General features: G+C 71.9%; 17 protein-coding genes. 13 read left to right on the top strand and 4 right to left on the bottom strand.

Annotated elements, in window-relative coordinates; genetic code table 11:
* Positions 1–11 precede the first annotated feature (11 nt).
* Positions 12–1,244: a radical SAM family heme chaperone HemW gene (gene hemW, locus ACZ4MH_RS23990; RefSeq protein ID WP_351589449.1), complete on the top strand. Its 1,233-nt coding sequence runs from the start codon at positions 12–14 to the stop codon at positions 1,242–1,244.
* Positions 1,245–1,302: 58 nt separating this feature from the next.
* On the opposite strand, the gene ACZ4MH_RS23985 is transcribed toward hemW, so the two are convergent.
* Together ACZ4MH_RS23985 and ACZ4MH_RS23980 are read right to left on the bottom strand one after the other, a co-directional pair.
* Positions 1,303–2,124 (bottom strand): DUF3097 domain-containing protein, encoded by an 822-nt coding sequence (locus ACZ4MH_RS23985; RefSeq protein ID WP_351589446.1) that lies wholly within the window; start codon positions 2,122–2,124, stop codon positions 1,303–1,305.
* Positions 2,125–2,163: 39 nt separating this feature from the next.
* Entirely contained in the window at positions 2,164–2,898 is a 735-nt protein-coding gene (locus tag ACZ4MH_RS23980; RefSeq protein ID WP_351589443.1) for an MBL fold metallo-hydrolase, read from the bottom strand.
* Positions 2,899–3,171: 273 nt separating this feature from the next.
* On the opposite strand from ACZ4MH_RS23980, the gene hrcA reads away from it, so the two are divergent.
* From hrcA to ACZ4MH_RS23960, 4 genes are all read left to right on the top strand, one after another.
* Positions 3,172–4,188: a heat-inducible transcriptional repressor HrcA gene (hrcA, locus tag ACZ4MH_RS23975; protein WP_351589440.1), complete on the top strand. Its 1,017-nt coding sequence runs from the start codon at positions 3,172–3,174 to the stop codon at positions 4,186–4,188.
* Complete coding sequence (gene dnaJ, locus ACZ4MH_RS23970; protein WP_351589437.1) at positions 4,189–5,322, top strand: molecular chaperone DnaJ; 1,134 nt, start codon at positions 4,189–4,191, stop codon at positions 5,320–5,322. It begins immediately after the preceding gene.
* A gap of 100 nt (positions 5,323–5,422) precedes the next feature.
* On the top strand, positions 5,423–6,529 hold the full coding sequence (locus ACZ4MH_RS23965) for a nitronate monooxygenase (protein ID WP_351589434.1): 1,107 nt from the start codon (positions 5,423–5,425) through the stop codon (positions 6,527–6,529).
* A complete protein-coding gene (locus ACZ4MH_RS23960) occupies positions 6,526–7,269 on the top strand; it encodes a 16S rRNA (uracil(1498)-N(3))-methyltransferase (protein WP_351589431.1) in 744 nt (247 codons plus the stop codon). The genes ACZ4MH_RS23965 and ACZ4MH_RS23960 overlap by 4 nt, the downstream gene beginning before the upstream one ends.
* Before the next feature lie 49 nt (positions 7,270–7,318).
* On the opposite strand, the gene ACZ4MH_RS23955 is transcribed toward ACZ4MH_RS23960, so the two are convergent.
* Positions 7,319–7,747, bottom strand: coding sequence for an OsmC family protein (locus tag ACZ4MH_RS23955; RefSeq protein ID WP_351589428.1), 429 nt, complete (start codon positions 7,745–7,747; stop codon positions 7,319–7,321).
* Between the two features lie 141 nt (positions 7,748–7,888).
* On the opposite strand from ACZ4MH_RS23955, the gene ACZ4MH_RS23950 reads away from it, so the two are divergent.
* The 3 genes from ACZ4MH_RS23950 (at position 7,889) to ACZ4MH_RS23940 (ending at position 10,064) form a co-directional block, all read left to right on the top strand.
* A complete protein-coding gene (locus tag ACZ4MH_RS23950; protein ID WP_351589426.1) occupies positions 7,889–8,680 on the top strand; it encodes a hypothetical protein in 792 nt (263 codons plus the stop codon).
* A gap of 67 nt (positions 8,681–8,747) precedes the next feature.
* Complete coding sequence (locus tag ACZ4MH_RS23945) at positions 8,748–9,107, top strand: histidine triad nucleotide-binding protein (RefSeq protein ID WP_351589423.1); 360 nt, start codon at positions 8,748–8,750, stop codon at positions 9,105–9,107.
* A gap of 33 nt (positions 9,108–9,140) precedes the next feature.
* Entirely contained in the window at positions 9,141–10,064 is a 924-nt protein-coding gene (locus ACZ4MH_RS23940) for a ribonuclease Z (protein ID WP_351589420.1), read from the top strand.
* A 42-nt stretch (positions 10,065–10,106) separates the two neighbouring features.
* On the opposite strand, the gene ACZ4MH_RS23935 is transcribed toward ACZ4MH_RS23940, so the two are convergent.
* Complete coding sequence (locus ACZ4MH_RS23935) at positions 10,107–10,883, bottom strand: HAD family acid phosphatase (protein ID WP_351589417.1); 777 nt, start codon at positions 10,881–10,883, stop codon at positions 10,107–10,109.
* A gap of 325 nt (positions 10,884–11,208) precedes the next feature.
* Here ACZ4MH_RS23935 and ACZ4MH_RS23930 point away from each other — a divergent pair, with 325 nt between their 5' ends.
* From ACZ4MH_RS23930 to ACZ4MH_RS23910, 5 genes are read left to right on the top strand one after another with little or no spacing between them, the layout of a single operon-like run.
* Positions 11,209–12,135 (top strand): 5-dehydro-4-deoxyglucarate dehydratase, encoded by a 927-nt coding sequence (locus ACZ4MH_RS23930; RefSeq protein WP_351589414.1) that lies wholly within the window; start codon positions 11,209–11,211, stop codon positions 12,133–12,135.
* The gene (locus ACZ4MH_RS23925; protein ID WP_351589411.1) at positions 12,132–13,466 is read left to right on the top strand and encodes a glucarate dehydratase family protein; all 1,335 of its coding nucleotides are present in this window, start codon (positions 12,132–12,134) and stop codon (positions 13,464–13,466) included. The genes ACZ4MH_RS23930 and ACZ4MH_RS23925 overlap by 4 nt, the downstream gene beginning before the upstream one ends.
* Before the next feature lie 10 nt (positions 13,467–13,476).
* The gene (locus tag ACZ4MH_RS23920; protein ID WP_351589408.1) at positions 13,477–14,712 is read left to right on the top strand and encodes an MFS transporter; all 1,236 of its coding nucleotides are present in this window, start codon (positions 13,477–13,479) and stop codon (positions 14,710–14,712) included.
* A 21-nt stretch (positions 14,713–14,733) separates the two neighbouring features.
* Positions 14,734–15,819 carry an S-(hydroxymethyl)mycothiol dehydrogenase gene (locus tag ACZ4MH_RS23915; RefSeq protein WP_351589405.1) on the top strand — a complete coding sequence of 362 codons (1,086 nt, stop codon included), beginning with the start codon at positions 14,734–14,736 and terminating at the stop codon, positions 15,817–15,819.
* Positions 15,819–16,448 carry an MBL fold metallo-hydrolase gene (locus ACZ4MH_RS23910; protein ID WP_351589402.1) on the top strand — a complete coding sequence of 210 codons (630 nt, stop codon included), beginning with the start codon at positions 15,819–15,821 and terminating at the stop codon, positions 16,446–16,448. Before ACZ4MH_RS23915 ends, ACZ4MH_RS23910 begins: the two co-directional genes overlap by 1 nt.
* Positions 16,449–16,494 lie beyond the last annotated feature (46 nt).

The following is a 16,494-nucleotide window of genomic DNA, read 5'->3' as shown; positions in this document are numbered from 1 at the left end:
ACAATGGCGGTATGCCTTCTGCACTCCCCGACGGTGAGCCCATGCCCGAGGACGGGGCGCTGCCCGCCTCCGCCCTGGACGGAGCGGGCGAGCGGCCGCTCGGGTTCTATCTGCACGTGCCGTACTGCGCGACCCGCTGCGGATACTGCGACTTCAACACCTACACCGCGAGCGAGCTGCGCGGCTCCGGCGGCGCGCTCGCCTCCCGCGAGAACTACGCCGCCACGGTCGTCGAGGAGATCCGGCTCGCCCGCAAGATCATGGGCGACGACCCGCGGCCGGTCGAGACGGTCTTCGTCGGCGGCGGCACGCCGACCCTCCTCCCGGCCGCCGACCTCTCCCGCATGCTCGCCGCGATCCGCGACGAATTCGGCCTCGCGCCCGGCGCGGAGATCACCACCGAGGCGAATCCGGAGTCCGTCGACCCCCGCTACCTGGAGGAACTCCGCGCCGGCGGCTTCAACCGGGTCTCCTTCGGCATGCAGAGCGCCCGGCAGCACGTCCTGAAGATCCTCGACCGTACGCACACCCCCGGCCGCCCCGAAGCCTGCGTCGCCGAGGCCCGCGCCGCCGGCTTCGACCACGTCAACCTCGACCTGATCTACGGCACGCCCGGCGAAACGGACGACGACTGGAAGGCATCCCTCGACGCCGCGATCGGCGCCGGCCCCGACCACGTCTCCGCGTACGCGCTGATCGTTGAGGAAGGCACCCAGCTCGCCCGCCGCATCCGCCGCGGCGAGGTCCCGATGACCGACGACGACGAGCACGCCGACCGCTACCTCATCGCCGAGGACACCCTCACCGCCGCGGGCTTCACCTGGTACGAGGTCTCCAACTGGGCCACCACGCCCGCAGCCCGCTGCCGCCACAACGAGCTGTACTGGACCGGCGCCGACTGGTGGGGCGCGGGCCCCGGCGCCCACAGCCACGTCGGCGGCGTCCGCTGGTGGAACGCGAAGCACCCCGGCGCGTACGCGCAGGCGCTGAACGACGGCCGCTCCCCGGGCGCGGGCCGCGAACTCCTCGCGCCCGAGGACCGCCGCGTGGAACGCATCCTCCTGGAACTGCGCCTCGCGGCGGGCTGCCCCCTGGACCTCCTCGCCCCGGCGGGCGCGAAGGCGGCGGAACGCGCCCTGACGGACGGGCTGCTGGAGGCAGCGCCGTACGAGGCGGGGCGAGCGGTGCTGACGCTCCGGGGCCGGTTGCTGGCGGACGCGGTGGTGCGGGACCTGGTGGACTGACCCGCCGTCCCGGCGAGGTCGTGCCCTCAAACGCCGGGCGGGCTGGATTCAGCCTGATTCATGCGGTGACAAAGTCGATCAGCTCCTCCACCCGCCCCAGCAGCGCCGGCTCAAGGTCCTTGTACGAGCGGACCGAGCCGAGGATTCGCTGCCAGGCGGCGCCCGTGTTCTCCGGCCAGCGGAGTGCCCGGCAGATGCCTGTCTTCCAGTCCTGGCCGTGGGGGACGGACGGCCAGGCGGGGATGCCCACCGCGGACGGCTTCACCGCTTCCCAGACGTCGATGTACGGGTGGCCGACGATCAGGACGTTCGCGTCCGTGACCGAGGCCGCGATGCGGGACTCCTTGGAGCCGGGGACGAGGTGGTCGACGAGGACGCCGAGGCGGGCGTCGGGGCCGGGGGAGAAGGAGCGGACGATCGTGGGGAGGTCGTCGATGCCCTCCAAGTACTCCACCACCACGCCCTCGATGCGGAGGTCGTCGCCCCAGACGCGTTCGACCAGCTCGGCGTCGTGGCGGCCCTCCACGTAGATGCGCCCGGCGCGGGCGACGCGGGCGCGGGCGCCGGGGACGGCGAGGGAGCCGGAGGCGGTGCGGCGCGGGCCCTGCTGTGCGGGCTGCGCTGAGGGGCGGACGAGCGTGACGACCTTGCCCTCCAGGAGGAAGCCGCGGGGCGTCATCGGGAAGACCCGGTGTTTGCCGAAGCGGTCCTCCAGGGTGACGGTCGGCCCCTCGGCCGTCTTCTCGCAGCGGACGACGGCACCGCAGTAGCCGGTGGTGATCTCCTCGACGACCAGGTCGGTGTCGGCCGGGACCTCGGGGGCGGGCTGCTGCTTCTTCCACGGCGGCGTGAGGTCGGGACCGTACTGTCTGCTGCGCATTCGACAGACGATATGCGGGCGGCGTGTCGCCCGTGCGGGCTACCCGGGCGACACGCCGAAGCGGCGGGCCAGCCCCTCGCGCTGGGTGCGGACGAAGCGGGCATCCACGACGGCGCCGTGGCCCGGGACGTAGCGGGCGTCCTCGCCGCCGAGGGAGAGGAGCCGGTCCAGCGCGGCCGGCCAGCAGGCGGGGAGCGCGTCGGGCCCGGCCTGCGGCTCGCCCGACTCCTCGACGAGATCGCCGCAGAACACCACCTCGGGCCCGCCCGAGGTGCCCTGCACGCACACCGCCAGGTCGTGCGCGCTGTGCCCGGGACCCACGTTCGCCAGCAGGACGTGCCGGTCGCCCAGGTCCAGCGTGCGTTCGCCGCAGACCGCGTGCTGCGGGACCACGAGGGTGTCCACCGCCTCGGCCGCCGCGTCCGGGTCGGCCCCGTTCCGTACCGCGTCGGCGAGCAGCGCCTCCGGCTCGCGGCGCAGCAGCTCGCCCATGCCGGTCGCGCCGAAGACCGTCACACCCGCGAACGCCGCCGTGCCCAGTACATGATCGAAGTGCGGGTGGGTGAGTGCGATATGGGTCACCTCACGGCCCAGTACGCCACGGACCTGGCGGCGCAGCTCGGCGCCCTCGGCCAGCCCGGACCCGGTATCGACCAGGAGGACGCCGGTGGTACCGGCCACGACGCCGACCGTGGCGTCCCAGTGCGGCAGCCGGCGCCTGGCGACCCCGTCGGCGAGCCGCTCCCACCCTGCCTCTTCCCAACTCGTGCGCATACCGCGACGCTAGCCCGTATAGCGCGAAATCGCCCGCGGCCGACCGGCTGACCTGGGCGTATCCGGGGGACACGGAGCCGCCGCGGCGCGATACGGTGGCCCGCCGGGCCGCGTGCCGCGGTGCCCGGCCTTGCCCTGGCCGTGCTACCCGGCCGTACACTGGTTCAGGGTTTGGCACTCGGACCGGTCGAGTGCCAGGGACAGCCGGCCGGACCCCGGCCGGGCAGGCGGCCACAGAGGCCAGGGGAGAGCGCGGGACTGGAGGTGTACGCGATGCTCAGCGAACGCAGACTCGAAGTGCTGCGTGCCATCGTCCAGGACTACGTGGGCACCGAGGAGCCCGTCGGCTCCAAGGCGCTCACGGAGCGCCACCGGCTCGGCGTCTCGCCGGCCACGGTCCGCAACGACATGGCCGCGCTGGAGGACGAGGGTTTCATCGCCCAGCCTCACACGAGCGCGGGCCGTATCCCCACCGACAAGGGCTACCGCCTCTTCGTCGACAAGCTGGCGGCCGTCAAGCCGCTCTCCGTCCCGGAACGCCGGGCGATCCACAGCTTCCTCGACAGCGCGGTGGACCTCGACGACGTCGTGGCCCGTACGGTACGGCTGCTCGCGCAGCTGACCCGGCAGGTCGCGGTGGTCCAGTACCCCTCGCTGACCCGGTCCACCGTCCGGCACGTCGAGCTGCTGTCGCTGGCCCCGGCCCGGCTGATGCTCGTCCTGATCACGGACACCGGACGGGTCGAGCAGCGCATGATCGACTGCCCGGCGCCGTTCGGCGAAACGTCCCTGGCGGACCTGCGGGCCCGGCTGAACAGCCGGGTCGTGGGCCGCCGCTTCACCGACGTCCCGCAGCTGGTGCAGGACCTTCCCGAGTCCTTCGAGGCGGAGGACCGGGGCACGGTCTCGACAGTGCTGTCGGTGTTGCTGGAGACTCTGGTGGAGGAGACCGAAGAGCGGCTGATGATCGGCGGTACCGCCAATCTCACGCGCTTCGGACATGATTTCCCGCTGACGATCCGGCCGGTGCTGGAGGCACTTGAGGAGCAGGTCGTGCTGCTCAAGCTGCTGGGAGAGGCGAAGGATTCGAGCATGACCGTGCGCATCGGGCACGAGAACGCTCACGAAGGCCTCACTTCCACATCGGTCGTCGCAGTCGGCTACGGTTCGGGCGACGAGGCAGTCGCCAAACTCGGCGTGGTCGGACCGACCCGCATGGACTACCCCGGAACGATGGGAGCGGTACGCGCAGTGGCACGTTACGTCGGACAGATCCTGGCGGAGTCGTAAGTGGCCACGGACTACTACGCGGTCCTCGGTGTCAGCCGCGACGCCTCGCAGGACCAGATCAAGAAGGCTTTCCGGCGGCTGGCGCGCGAGCTGCACCCGGACGTGAACCCGGATCCCAAGACCCAGGAGCGGTTCAAGGAGATCAACGCCGCTTACGAGGTGCTGTCGGACCCGCAGAAGAAGCAGGTCTACGACCTCGGCGGCGACCCGATGTCCCAGGGCGGCGGCGCCGGCGGTGCCGGCTTCGGCGCGGGCTTCGGCAACTTCTCCGACATCATGGACGCGTTCTTCGGCACGGCGTCGCAGCGCGGGCCGCGCTCGCGCACCCGCCGCGGCCAGGACGCCATGATCCGGCTGGACGTGGAGCTGCACGAGGCCGCGTTCGGTACGACCAAGGACATCCAGGTCGACACGGCGGTCGTGTGCACGACCTGCTCCGGCGAGGGCGCGGCGCCCGGCACGTCGGCGCAGACCTGTGACATGTGCCGCGGGCGTGGCGAGGTCTCGCAGGTCACCCGGTCCTTCCTGGGCCAGGTCATGACCTCGCGGCCGTGCCCGCAGTGCCAGGGCTTCGGCACGGTCGTGCCGACCCCGTGCCCCGAGTGCGCGGGCGACGGCCGCATCCGGTCCCGCCGCACGCTCACGGTCAAGATCCCGGCCGGTGTCGACAACGGCACCCGCATCCAGCTCGCGGGCGAGGGCGAGGTCGGCCCCGGCGGCGGCCCGGCCGGCGACCTGTACGTCGAGATCCACGAGGTCGCGCACCCGGTCTTCCAGCGGCGCGGCGACGACCTGCACTGCACGGTCACGATCCCGATGACCGCGGCGGCGCTGGGCACGAAGTGTCCGCTGGAGACGCTGGACGGGGTACGGGACGTCGACATCCGGCCCGGCACCCAGTCCGGGCAGTCGATCCCGCTGCACGGCTGCGGCATCACGCACCTGCGCGGCGGCGGTCGCGGCGACCTGATCGTCCACGTCGAGGTCCAGACCCCGGGCAAGCTCGACGCCGAGCAGGAGGAGCTGCTGACCCGGCTCGCCAAGCTGCGCGGCGAGGAGCGGCCCACCGGGCAGTTCCAGCCGGGCCAGCAGGGACTGTTCTCGCGCCTCAAAGACGCCTTCAACGGGCGGTAGGCAGTAAGGCCGGGGGGCCGGGGTGGTCCCCCGGGAAGGCACTGCGCGGCACGGTCGCCCCGATTCAAGGGGCGGCCGTGCCGCGTGACACGATGTGGTCATGCCCACCGCGCTGACCGATCTGTGCCGCCATCCGATCGTGCAGGCCCCCATGGCGGGTGGCGCCTCGTGTCCCGAGCTGGCCGCCGCCGTCAGCACGGCCGGCGGCCTGGGCTTCCTCGCGGCCGGATACAAGACGGCCGACGGCATGTACCAGGAGATCAAGCAGCTGCGCGGGCTGACCGACCGCCCCTTCGGCGTGAACCTCTTCATGCCGCAGCCCGAGCTCGCCGACGCGGCCGCCGTCGAGGTCTACCGCGAACAGCTCGCGGGCGAGGCCACCTGGTACGAGACGGAGCTCGGCGACACCGCGGGCTCCGCCGACGACGGGTACGACGCCAAGCTCGCCGTCCTGCGCGAGGACCCCGTGCCGGTGGTCTCCTTTACCTTCGGCTGCCCCGGCCGCAAGACGCTGCAGGCCCTCGACCGGGTCGGCACGTACACCGTCGTCACCGTCACCACGGCCGCCGAGGCGCGGGCCGCGCAGGAGGCGGGCGCACATGCCGTGTGCGTCCAGGGCACAGAGGCGGGCGGCCACCAGGGCACGCACCGCGACGACCCGCACAGCGACGGCACCGGCGCGGGCTTCGGCCTGCTCACGCTGATCGCCGAGGTCCGCGAGGCCGTCCGGCTGCCGGTGATCGCCGCGGGCGGGCTGATGCGCGGCGCGCAGGTCGCCGCCGTACTGGCGGCGGGCGCGGCCTCGGCCCAGCTCGGCACGGCCTTCCTGGCCTGTCCCGAGTCCGGCGCCCACCCGCTGCACAAGCGGGCCCTGACCGACCCCCTGTTCACCCGTACGGAGCTGACCCGGGCGTTCTCCGGGCGCCCGGCCCGCGGCCTGGTGAACCGTTTCCTGCGCGAGCACGGCCCGTACGCCCCGGCCGCCTACCCGGCCGTCCACTACCTCACCTCCCCGGTACGCAAGGCCGCCGCCAAGGCCGGCGACCCGCAGGCCATGAGCCTGTGGGCGGGCCAGGGCCACCGGCTGGCCCGGCGGCTGCCCGCGGGCGAGCTGGTGGAGGTACTGGTGGCCGAACTGGCCGCCGCACGCGACATGTCGAACCCCTCCGGCGCCGCCGGAACCGGACCCCTCGGGAGTGCCTCGTGACCGCCCCGGTCTTCCTCGTCGACTCGCTGGCCGGCGCCGCGCCCGGCGCGACCCTGACCCTGGACGGCCCGGAAGGGCGGCACGCGGTGTCGGTGCGGCGGCTGCGCGCCGGCGAGGAGATCGTGCTGACGGACGGCGCGGGCACCGGCGCTTACGGAACGGTCGCCGCGGTCGAGGGCAAGGACCGGCTCGACGTCGCGGTGACGGACGTACGGACCGAGGAGGCGCCGCGGCCGCGCCTCACCGTCGTACAGGCGCTGCCCAAGGGCGACCGCGGCGAACTGGCCGTGGAGACCATGACCGAGACCGGCGTGGACGCGATCGTGCCGTGGCAGGCGTCGCGTTGTGTGACGCAGTGGAAGGGCGAGCGGGGCGCCAAGTCGCTGACGAAGTGGCGCAATACGGCGCGCGAGGCCGGGAAGCAGGCGCGCAGGCTGACGTTCCCCGAGGTCGCGGCGGCGGCGTCGACGAAGGACGTGGCCGAGCTGCTGTCCGGCGCCGCCTTCGCCGCCGTGCTGCACGAGGAGGGCAGCGAGCCGCTCGCCCGCGCCGAACTCCCCGCCGACGGCGGCATCGTGCTCGTCGTCGGCCCCGAGGGCGGCGTCTCGCCCGAGGAGCTGGAGCTGTTCGCGGCGGCCGGCGCGAAGCCGTACCGGCTGGGGGCGAGCGTGCTGCGCACCTCCACGGCCGGCACGGCCGCCACGGCACTGCTGCTGGGGCGTACGGGCCGCTGGAACTGACCGCGGGCCGGTTCGGCGCGAGGAGCGCGGAACCGGCCGGTGCGGGGCGTCAGACCAGCGTCGCGTCGAGCGTGATGTTCTTGACGCCCGCCAGAGCCTGGCTGACGGGGCAGTTCTTCTTGGCGTCCTCGGCCGCGGCCTGGAAGTCCGCCTCCGAGAGACCGGGGACGCGGGCCTTGACGGTCAGCGCGATGGCGGTGATGCCCTCGCCCGGCTGGAACGTGACGTCGGCCCGGGTGTCGACCGTCTCGACGGTATAGCCCTGGCCTGCCAGGCCGTGCGAGAACGCCATGGAGTAGCAGGAGGAGTGGGCCGCGGCGATCAGCTCCTCGGGGCTGGTCTTCCCGCCGGGCTCCTCGGCGCGGGCCGGCCAGCTCACGTCGTACGTACCGACCTTGGAGGAGTCCAGGGCGACCTGGCCCTTGCCCTCCATCAGGTTGCCTTCCCAGTGGGTCCTGGCCGTGCGCGTCGTTGCCATGATGGGTCGCTCCCGTATGTGGCGGAACCTGGTACTGAACGGCCCAGGTTAGTGACGATCCGGGCGGGCGGGGGAGCGCCGCGCGGAGTTGGCCGGAGCGGGCCTGTCGGGCCGTACGGCGGCGGTGGCACGCTGCGGGGCATGACGGGACGCGTGCGGGGCCGTTGGTTACGGGCGTTGGCAGCGGCGGGGGCCGCGGGGGTGGTGGCTGCCGGAACGGCGGCGTGCGAGCCGACCGGCTACTCCAACACCTCGGCGATAGCGGTGACCACCGACCGCCAGGGGACCCGGGCGCTGGAGTGGGAGAAGGTCGACGTGCGGTGGCTGAGCTGCACGGCGTCGGCGCCGAACGGCGGCGCGCCGGAGCCCAGGGGAACGGCCGACACCGGCCCGGACACCTCGGGCGGCCTCACCCGGGTCGACTGTCAGGGCCAGACCGCCAGTGGCGAGCGGATCACCATCCGCGGACTGGTGACCAGGGAGGTCAGCGGCCGGTGCGTGGAGGGCAGCGGCCTGGTCGCCCGGGTCGGGAACCGGGTGATCTTCCGTACGAACACCATCGGCAACTGCAACGCCCCGGCGTCCGACGCCTCGTCGAGCCCCGCCAACCCGGACAACAGCGGGGGCGGCGGAAGCGACGACGACGACGGTGGGAACAGCGACGACAGCGGGAACAGCGGCGGTGGGAGCGACGACGGGAACGGAGGGAACGGCGACCGTCACGACGACGGTAAGTGGCAGGACGACGGCAAGTGGCACGACGGCAACCACGACGACTGCCCGGACGGCGACAAGAACGACGCCCACGGCGACCACGGCGACGACGGCCACGACGACGGCAAGTGGCAGGACGACGGCAAGTGGCACGACGGCAAGGACGCCCACGGGGACGGCAACGGGGACGCCCACGACGACCGCGCGGCACGCCAGTAACCGCCGTCGCGCCCCGGATCGGTACGATCAGGTCGTACGAGCCGACGATCCGTGAGGAGCGCACCCGGTGGCGGGAGAACCGCAGGCCGACTGCCTGTTCTGCAAGATCGTGGCGGGCGAGGTGCCCGCGACGATCGTCCGAGAGACCGACACGACCGTCGCCTTCCGCGACATCAACCCCCAGGCGCCCACCCACGTCCTGGTGATCCCCAAGGTCCACCACCCGGACGCCGCGTCCCTGGCCACCGCCGAGCCGCAGGTCGCCGCCGACGTGCTGTGCGAGGCGCGCAAGGTCGCCGAGGAGGACAAGGTCGACGGCACCGGCTACCGCATCGTCTTCAACACCGGCACCGGCGCGGGCCAGACCGTCTTCCACGCGCACGCCCACGTGCTCGGCGGCCGCGGCCTCAACTGGCCGCCCGGATAAGGCGCGGCGAGGTCACGGGAGCGGATCAGCACCTTGTCCGTACGCGAACTGGTCGTCCTCGGCACCGCCAGCCAGGTGCCCACCCGGCACCGCAACCACAACGGCTATCTGCTGCGCTGGGACGGCGAGGGCCTGCTCTTCGACCCCGGCGAGGGGACGCAGCGCCAGATGCTGCGCGCCGGGGTGGCCGCGCACGACATCAACCGGCTGTGCGTCACGCACTTCCACGGTGACCACAGCCTGGGCCTGGCCGGGGTGATCCAGCGGATCAACCTCGACCGGGTGCCGCATCCCGTCACCGCCCACTACCCCGCGAGCGGGGCGCACTTCTTCGAGCGGCTGCGCTATTCGACGGCGTACCGGGAGACCGTCCGGCTGGGCCAGGAGCCGGTCACCGGCGACGGCGGCACCCTCGCCGGGACGCCCGCCTACATGCTCACCGCGCGCCGCCTCTCGCACCCCGTCGAGTCCTACGGCTACCGTCTCCAGGAGCCGGACGGGCGGCGGATGCTGCCCGAGCGGCTGGCCGAGCACGGCATTTCCGGGCCCGAGGTGGGCCGGCTGAGCCGGGAGGGCGCGGTCGTCCGGGAGGACGGCCGGACGGTCACCCTGGAGGAGGTCAGCGAGGTACGGCCGGGCCAGTCGTTCGCGTTCGTGATGGACACCCGGCTGTGCGCGGGCGCGCACGAGCTCGCGGCGGGCTGCGACATGCTCGTCATCGAGTCCACGTTCCTGGACGGCGACCGGCAGCTGGCCGCCGAGCACGGCCACCTGACGGCGGGCCAGGCGGCCATGGTCGCGCGCAACGCCGGCGTCCGGCATCTGGTGCTCACGCACTTCTCGCAGCGGTACACCGACCCGTCGGAGTTCGAGCGGGAGGCCCGGGAGACGGGCTACGACGGCGAACTGACGGTGGCCAGGGACCTGTTGCGGGTCCCGCTGCCGAAACGGCGCTGAGTACCTGAGCACCTGCGTGCCCGGGTACCTCCGGGGTGCCCGCTACGGCAGGTAGTACATCGGGTTCGGCAGCTTGAAGGTGCGGTCCGCGTAGCCGCCCTGCAGGTCGGAGTGCTGGTCACCGAAGTTGGCGACGATGTCGTACCCCTGCGACTCGATGTGCTTGCGGGTGCCGGACTTGTACTCGATGGTGGAGCAGCCGGCGCCGCAGGACAGGTAGGACGGCGGGTTTTCCTTGTCCTTGAGGTAGACGTGCCCGCGGTCGAGCGGGACGTCGTAACCGACGTTCTTCAGGTTGCGGACGCTCCAGTCGCGCTGGCCCTCCTTGCGGCCGGTCACGAAGAAGACCTCGTAGCCCTTCGCGCGGGCGTGGTTGACCAGCGCGTCCATCCCGAAGACCGGCTCCATGTCATGGCTCTTCAAGTACGCGTCCTGGGCCTTGTCGCTGAAGGCGAAGCCGGTCTGCAGCTCGAAGTTGTACGTGAGCAGCGTGGTGTCGTCCATGTCGAGGACGATGGCGGGCTTGCCCGAGCCGTGCTGGTTCCGCGCGGCGCCGTCCAGGTAGCGCCGCGCCTTCGTCTCGATGCCGTGGACCTGGCGGGCGTAGTTGCTCTTCGGGGAGGCGTAGTGCTCCCCGTCGGCGGTGACGGTGTCGCCGTAGTACGCCTTGATCTTGTCCTGGACCTGGGTGAGGTTCGGAATCTCCTTGTCCGAGCGCGGGACGGAGTGTTCGGCGGTGGCCTGGCCGACGCCGAACGCGGTGGTGGCGGCGACGGCCGCCGCGGCGGCGACGGCGCCCAGGCGCGCGCGGAAACGCATGTGGTTCTCCTGCGGAGTTGGGGGCGGAAAGGGGGACCCCGTAGATCTAGCAGGCGTTGCTTCTGCGTATCTACGCGCGGAGATTAAATCGTTGGCAAAGCATTGCCGGGGCGGTCGCGGGGTTGTCGCGGGCGGTTGCGGGATGCGCGGAGTGGCCGCGGATGCCGGTACGGACTGTCCGCGGGTGTCCGTACCGGCATCCGTGGGTGTCCGTACCGGCATCCGTGGGTGTCCGTACCGGCTGTCCGCGCCCTTGACGGCTGTGATGCCCGTCTCTAGCCTCCATTCTCATCCGTGGACGCCATTTACATATGGAGACAGGTTCATGACGGTCGTCGAACGCTTGCGCGCGGGTATGGCCCGCGGCGTGCTGTCCTTCCCCCTCACCTCCTTCACCGACGACGGCGCACTGGACCTGCCCGCGTACCGCGACTACCTCGCGAGCCGGATCGCCGCCGGGCCCGGCGCGCTCTTCCCGGCCTGCGGCACGGGCGAGTTCTTCTCGCTGGACGAGGACGAGTACGGCCGGGTGATCCGGGCCGCCGTCGAGGTGGCGGACGGGCGGCTGCCGGTCGTCGCCGGCGTGGGCTACGGCTGGGCGCAGGCCGCGCGGTTCGCCAGGATCGCCGAGGACGCCGGCGCCGACGCGGCGCTGCTGATGCCGCACTACCTCGTCAAGGCACCGCAGGAGGGCCTGGTCGCCCAGGTGCGCGAGGTCGCGTCCCGCACCCGCCTGCCGCTGATCGCCTACCAGCGCGACCACGTCACCTTCACCGCCGACAGCGTCCGCCGGATCGCGGAGATCCCCGGCGTCATCGGCCTCAAGGACGGCCACAGCGACCTGGACCGGCTGCAGCGCGGCAAGCTCGCCGCGCCCGACGGCTTCCTGTTCTTCAACGGCGCCGCCACCGCCGAACTGCAGGCGCGCGCCTACGCGAGCCTGGGCATCACCGCGTACTCCTCCGCCGTGCACGCCTTCGCGCCCGAGATCGCCGGCGCGTTCTTCACGGCGCTCGGCGAGCACGACGACGCCACCGTCGAGAAGCTGCTGACCGGCTTCTACATCCCCTTCGTCGAGCTGCGCGACCGGGTGCCCGGGTATGCGGTGTCGCTGGTCAAGGCCGCGGCCCGGCTGCGCGGGCTGCCCGTCGGCCCCGTACGCGCCCCGCTCACCGACCCGTCCCCCGCCGACCTCACCGACCTCGCGGCGCTCCTGGAGCGCGGCCTCGACCTGGTAGGAGCCACCCGATGACGACCGCAGCGGACCCGACCGGCAGCGCCCCGGCCCACCGCGACCTGAGCATCAGCGAGGTCCGGCTGACGCCGATCCTGGTCGCCGACCCGCCGCTGCTCAACACCCAGGGCGTGCACCAGCCGTACACTCCCCGGCTGATCATCGAGGTGGTCACCGAGGGCGGCGTGACCGGCCTCGGCGAGACCTACGGCGACACCAAGTACCTCGACATCGCCCGGCCGCTGGCCGAGGTGGTGCGCGGCCGCTCGGTCACGGATCTGAACGCGCTGCCCGAACTCGCGGCCGAGGCGTGCGGCGACTCGCCGGACGCGACCGCGGCGGGTGCGGTGGACGTCGGCGGGCTGCGCGGCGTCCAGACCGCCGACAAGCTGCGCCTCTCCGTCCTCTCCGGCTTCGAGGTCGCCTGCCTGGACGCCTGGGGGAAGGCCGCGGGACTGCCCGTGCACGCCCTGCTCGGCGGCAAGGTCCGCGACCGCGTCGACTACAGCGCGTACCTCTTCTACCGCTGGGCCGAGCACCCGGGCGGCCGCGGCGAGCCCGACGACTGGGCGGCGGCCACCGACCCGGCGGGCGTGGTCGCGCAGGCCCGCCGCCTCGCCGACACCTACGGCTTCCGCTCGTTCAAGCTCAAGGGCGGGGTCTACGAGCCGGCCGAGGAGATCGCCGCGGTCCGCGCGCTGGCCAAGGAGTTCCCCGGGCAGCCGCTCCGCCTGGACCCCAACGGCGCCTGGTCGGTTGCGACCTCGCTCAAGGTGGCCGACGAGCTGACGGACGTACTGGAGTACCTGGAGGACCCGGCGAGCGGCACGGACCGGATGGCGCAGGTGGCGGCCCGTACGGAGATACCGCTCGCCACCAACATGTGCGTGACGACCTTCGACGAGATCGCCGAGGCGTTCACCCGCGGCGCCGTCCAGGTCGTCCTCTCCGACCACCACTACTGGGGCGGCCTGCGCAACACCCGTGAACTGGCCGCGATCTGCCGCACGTTCGGCGTCGGCGTCTCCATGCACTCCAACACCCATCTCGGCATCAGTCTCGCCGCGATGACGCACGTCGCGGCCACCGTGCCCAACCTCCACCACGCCTGCGACAGCCACTACCCCTGGCAGACCGAGGACGTCCTCACCGAGCGGATCGCCTTCAAGAACGGCGCCGTCGCGGTCACCGACACCCCGGGACTGGGCGTCGAACTCGACCGCGACCGGCTCGCCGCGCTGCACCGGCGCTGGCTGGACGACGACGGCAGCCAGCGCGACCGGGACGACGCGGCGGCGATGCGGATCGCCGACCCGGAGTGGACGACTCCGGCCGTGCCGCGCTGGTGATTCCGACCAGTTGCGCGCCGACGTCGGACTGTCGGCCTCCGCCTTCGGGTTCGGCGCCGGCCTGTTCTTCATCGCGTACGCGATCTTCGAGGTCCCCAGCAACATGCTCATGGAGCGGTTCGGGCCGAAGGTCTGGCTCACCCGCATCATGATCACCTGGGGTCTGGTGGCCGCCGCGATGGCCTTCGTCACCAGCGCCGAGATGTTCTACGTCCTGCGCTTCCTCCTCGGCGTCGCCGAAGCGGGCTTCTTCCCGGCCGTCATCTACTACTTCACCCGCTGGCTGCCCGACTCCGACCGCGGCCGGTCCACCGCGATCTTCCTCATGGGCTCCGGCACCGCCTCCGTCATCGCAGGCCCGGTCTCCGGCGCGCTGCTGGAGATGCACGGTCTGCTGGGCCACAGCGGCTGGCAGTGGATGTTCTTCATCGAAGGCATCGCCTCCGTCGTGCTCGGCCTGGTCGTCTACCGCTTCCTGGACTCCCGGCTGGAGGACGCCACCTGGCTGTCGGACGCCGAGAAGACGGGCCTGACCGCGGCGATCGACGCCGAACAGGCCGCCCGTACGCAGGACCGCGGCACCGCCGCCGTCTCCCGCTGGAAGCTGCTCGCCGACCCCCAGATGCTCCTCTTCTGCTGGCTGTACTTCGCCATCTCCATCGCCCTGTACGCCGTCACCTTCTGGCTGCCGAGCATCGTCGACGACATCGGCGGGCTCTCGGAGTTCGAGGTGGGGCTGCTGGTCGCGGTGCCCTGGCTGTGCGCGATCGCGGCGGTGTACGTCACGGGGCGGCTCTTGGACCGTACGGGCAAGCGCCGCCCGTTCCTCGTCGGCATGCTGCTGCTGGGCGCGGTGGGCACCCTCCTCGCCACCCTGGTCTCCCCGTGGCTCGCGCTCGGCGCGCTCTGCCTGGCCGCCATGGGCTTCAAGACCTCCTCGCCGGTCTTCTGGACCATCCCGCAGAGCTACCTGGACGCCCGGATCGCCGCCCCCGCGATCGCGCTCGTCAACTCGCTGGGCAACCTCGGCGGCTTCGTCTCACCGACCGCTTTCGGCCTCTTGGAGGACGCCACCGGCTCCACGCGCGGCGGCCTGATCGGCCTCTCCGTCGTCGGCGTCCTCGCGGCGGTGACGGTGGCCCTGGTCCGCGGCGGCGGACGCAATGACCGGCGCCGGGCCCCGGGGTGTCGCCCTCTGGGCGGGAATGCGGGTAACGCGTACGGTATGGGTCCGTCCCGTACGTGATCATCGAGAGGGGCCGCCCCCATGGCACAGCAAGTACGCGGAGTGATCGCACCCGGCAAGGACCAGCCGGTGCGCGTCGAGACCATCGCCGTGCCGGACCCGGGCCCCGGCGAGGCCGTGGTCCAGGTCCAGGCGTGCGGTGTGTGCCATACGGACCTGCATTACAAGCAGGGCGGGATCAATGATGAGTTCCCGTTTTTGCTGGGGCATGAGGCGGCGGGGGTGGTGGAGTCGGTGGGTGAGGGCGTCACGGACGTCGTCCCGGGTGACTTCGTGATTCTGAATTGGCGTGCGGTGTGCGGGCAGTGTCGGGCGTGTCTGCGGGGGCGTCCGCAGTACTGCTTCGATACGCACAATGCGCGGCAGAAGATGACCTTGACGGACGGTACTGAGTTGTCGCCGGCGCTGGGCATTGGTGCGTTTGCGGAGAAGACGCTGGTGGCGGCGGGGCAGTGCACGAAGGTGGATCCGGCGGTGTCGCCCGCCGTGGCCGGGCTGCTGGGGTGTGGGGTGATGGCCGGTATCGGTGCGGCGATCAATACCGGCAACGTGGGTCGGGGTGACTTGGTTGCCGTGATCGGTTGTGGTGGGGTCGGTGATGCGGCGATTGCGGGTGCCCGATTGGCGGGTGCTGCGAAGATCATCGCGGTGGATATCGACGACCGGAAGCTGGCGACCGCCAAGACGATCGGTGCCACGCACACGGTGAACTCCAAGACCGTGGACCCGGTTGAGGCGATCCGTGAGCTGACCGGTGGCTTCGGGGCGGATGTCGTCATTGAGGCGGTGGGGCGTCCGGAGACGTACAAGCAGGCGTTTTACGCCCGGGATCTGGCCGGGACTGTCGTGTTGGTGGGGGTGCCGACGCCGGAGATGATGTTGGAGTTGCCGTTGCTGGATGTGTTCGGGCGGGGTGGGGCGTTGAAGTCGTCCTGGTACGGGGATTGTCTGCCGTCTCGTGATTTCCCGATGCTGGTCGATCTGCATCAGCAGGGGCGGATCGATCTCGGTGCGTTTGTGACGGAGACGATCGGGATCGAGGACGTGGAGAAGGCGTTCGCGCGGATGCATGAAGGCGACGTTCTCCGTTCGGTGGTGGTGCTGTGATGGCGGCGCGCATTGAGCAGTTGGTCACCTCCGGGACGTTCTCCCTCGACGGGGGGACATGGGAGGTGGACAACAATGTGTGGATCGTCGGGGACGACGAGGAAGCGGTGGTCATTGATGCCGCGCACGACGCCGAGGCCATCCTCGCGGCGCTCGGCGGGCGGCGGCTGCGTGCCGTGCTCTGTACGCACGCGCACGACGACCACATCGACGCGGCGCCCGCGCTGGCGTCCCGTACCGGTGCCATGATCCATCTCCACCCCGACGATCTGCCGCTGTGGAAGCTGACCTATCCGGGCAGCCCTCCGGACCGGGAGCTGACGGACGGGCAGGTGCTGACCATCGCCGGTACGGATCTCACCGTGCTGCACACGCCGGGGCACGCGCCCGGCGCGGTCTGTTTCCACGCGCCCGATCTCGGGGTCGTCTTCAGCGGGGACACGCTGTTCGCGGGCGGACCCGGCGCGACCGGGCGGTCGTTCTCGGATTTCCCGACCATCGTCGAGTCGATCCGGAAGCGGCTGCTGACCCTGCCGCCGCAGACGAAGGTGCTCACCGGGCACGGTGACCCGACGACCATCGGGGACGAGGCACCGCACCTGGAGGAATGGATCGCGCGCGGCCACTGAACGAGGGCCGCGCCGGCGTCGCTTGCTACCGGTTTTCGAACCTTTG

The sequence above is a fragment of the Streptomyces sp. NPDC026301 genome, assembly GCF_055567935.1.
The sequence above is the reverse complement of the archived record's forward strand: the minus strand, read 5'-3'. Positions and strand labels throughout refer to the sequence as shown.

What these genes read in the sequence shown, in the direction of transcription:
- hemW (WP_351589449.1), top strand. Translation starts at nt 12, where the DNA reads ATGCCTTCTGCACTCCCCGACGGTGAGCCCATGCCCGAGGACGGGGCG.
- ACZ4MH_RS23985 (WP_351589446.1), bottom strand. Translation starts at nt 2,124, where the DNA reads ATGCGCAGCAGACAGTACGGTCCCGACCTCACGCCGCCGTGGAAGAAG.
- ACZ4MH_RS23980 (WP_351589443.1), bottom strand. Translation starts at nt 2,898, where the DNA reads ATGCGCACGAGTTGGGAAGAGGCAGGGTGGGAGCGGCTCGCCGACGGG.
- hrcA (WP_351589440.1), top strand. Translation starts at nt 3,172, where the DNA reads ATGCTCAGCGAACGCAGACTCGAAGTGCTGCGTGCCATCGTCCAGGAC.
- ACZ4MH_RS23965 (WP_351589434.1), top strand. Translation starts at nt 5,423, where the DNA reads ATGCCCACCGCGCTGACCGATCTGTGCCGCCATCCGATCGTGCAGGCC.
- ACZ4MH_RS23955 (WP_351589428.1), bottom strand. Translation starts at nt 7,747, where the DNA reads ATGGCAACGACGCGCACGGCCAGGACCCACTGGGAAGGCAACCTGATG.
- ACZ4MH_RS23950 (WP_351589426.1), top strand. Translation starts at nt 7,889, where the DNA reads ATGACGGGACGCGTGCGGGGCCGTTGGTTACGGGCGTTGGCAGCGGCG.
- ACZ4MH_RS23935 (WP_351589417.1), bottom strand. Translation starts at nt 10,883, where the DNA reads ATGCGTTTCCGCGCGCGCCTGGGCGCCGTCGCCGCCGCGGCGGCCGTC.
- ACZ4MH_RS23930 (WP_351589414.1), top strand. Translation starts at nt 11,209, where the DNA reads ATGACGGTCGTCGAACGCTTGCGCGCGGGTATGGCCCGCGGCGTGCTG.
- ACZ4MH_RS23925 (WP_351589411.1), top strand. Translation starts at nt 12,132, where the DNA reads ATGACGACCGCAGCGGACCCGACCGGCAGCGCCCCGGCCCACCGCGAC.
- ACZ4MH_RS23915 (WP_351589405.1), top strand. Translation starts at nt 14,734, where the DNA reads ATGGCACAGCAAGTACGCGGAGTGATCGCACCCGGCAAGGACCAGCCG.
- ACZ4MH_RS23910 (WP_351589402.1), top strand. Translation starts at nt 15,819, where the DNA reads ATGGCGGCGCGCATTGAGCAGTTGGTCACCTCCGGGACGTTCTCCCTC.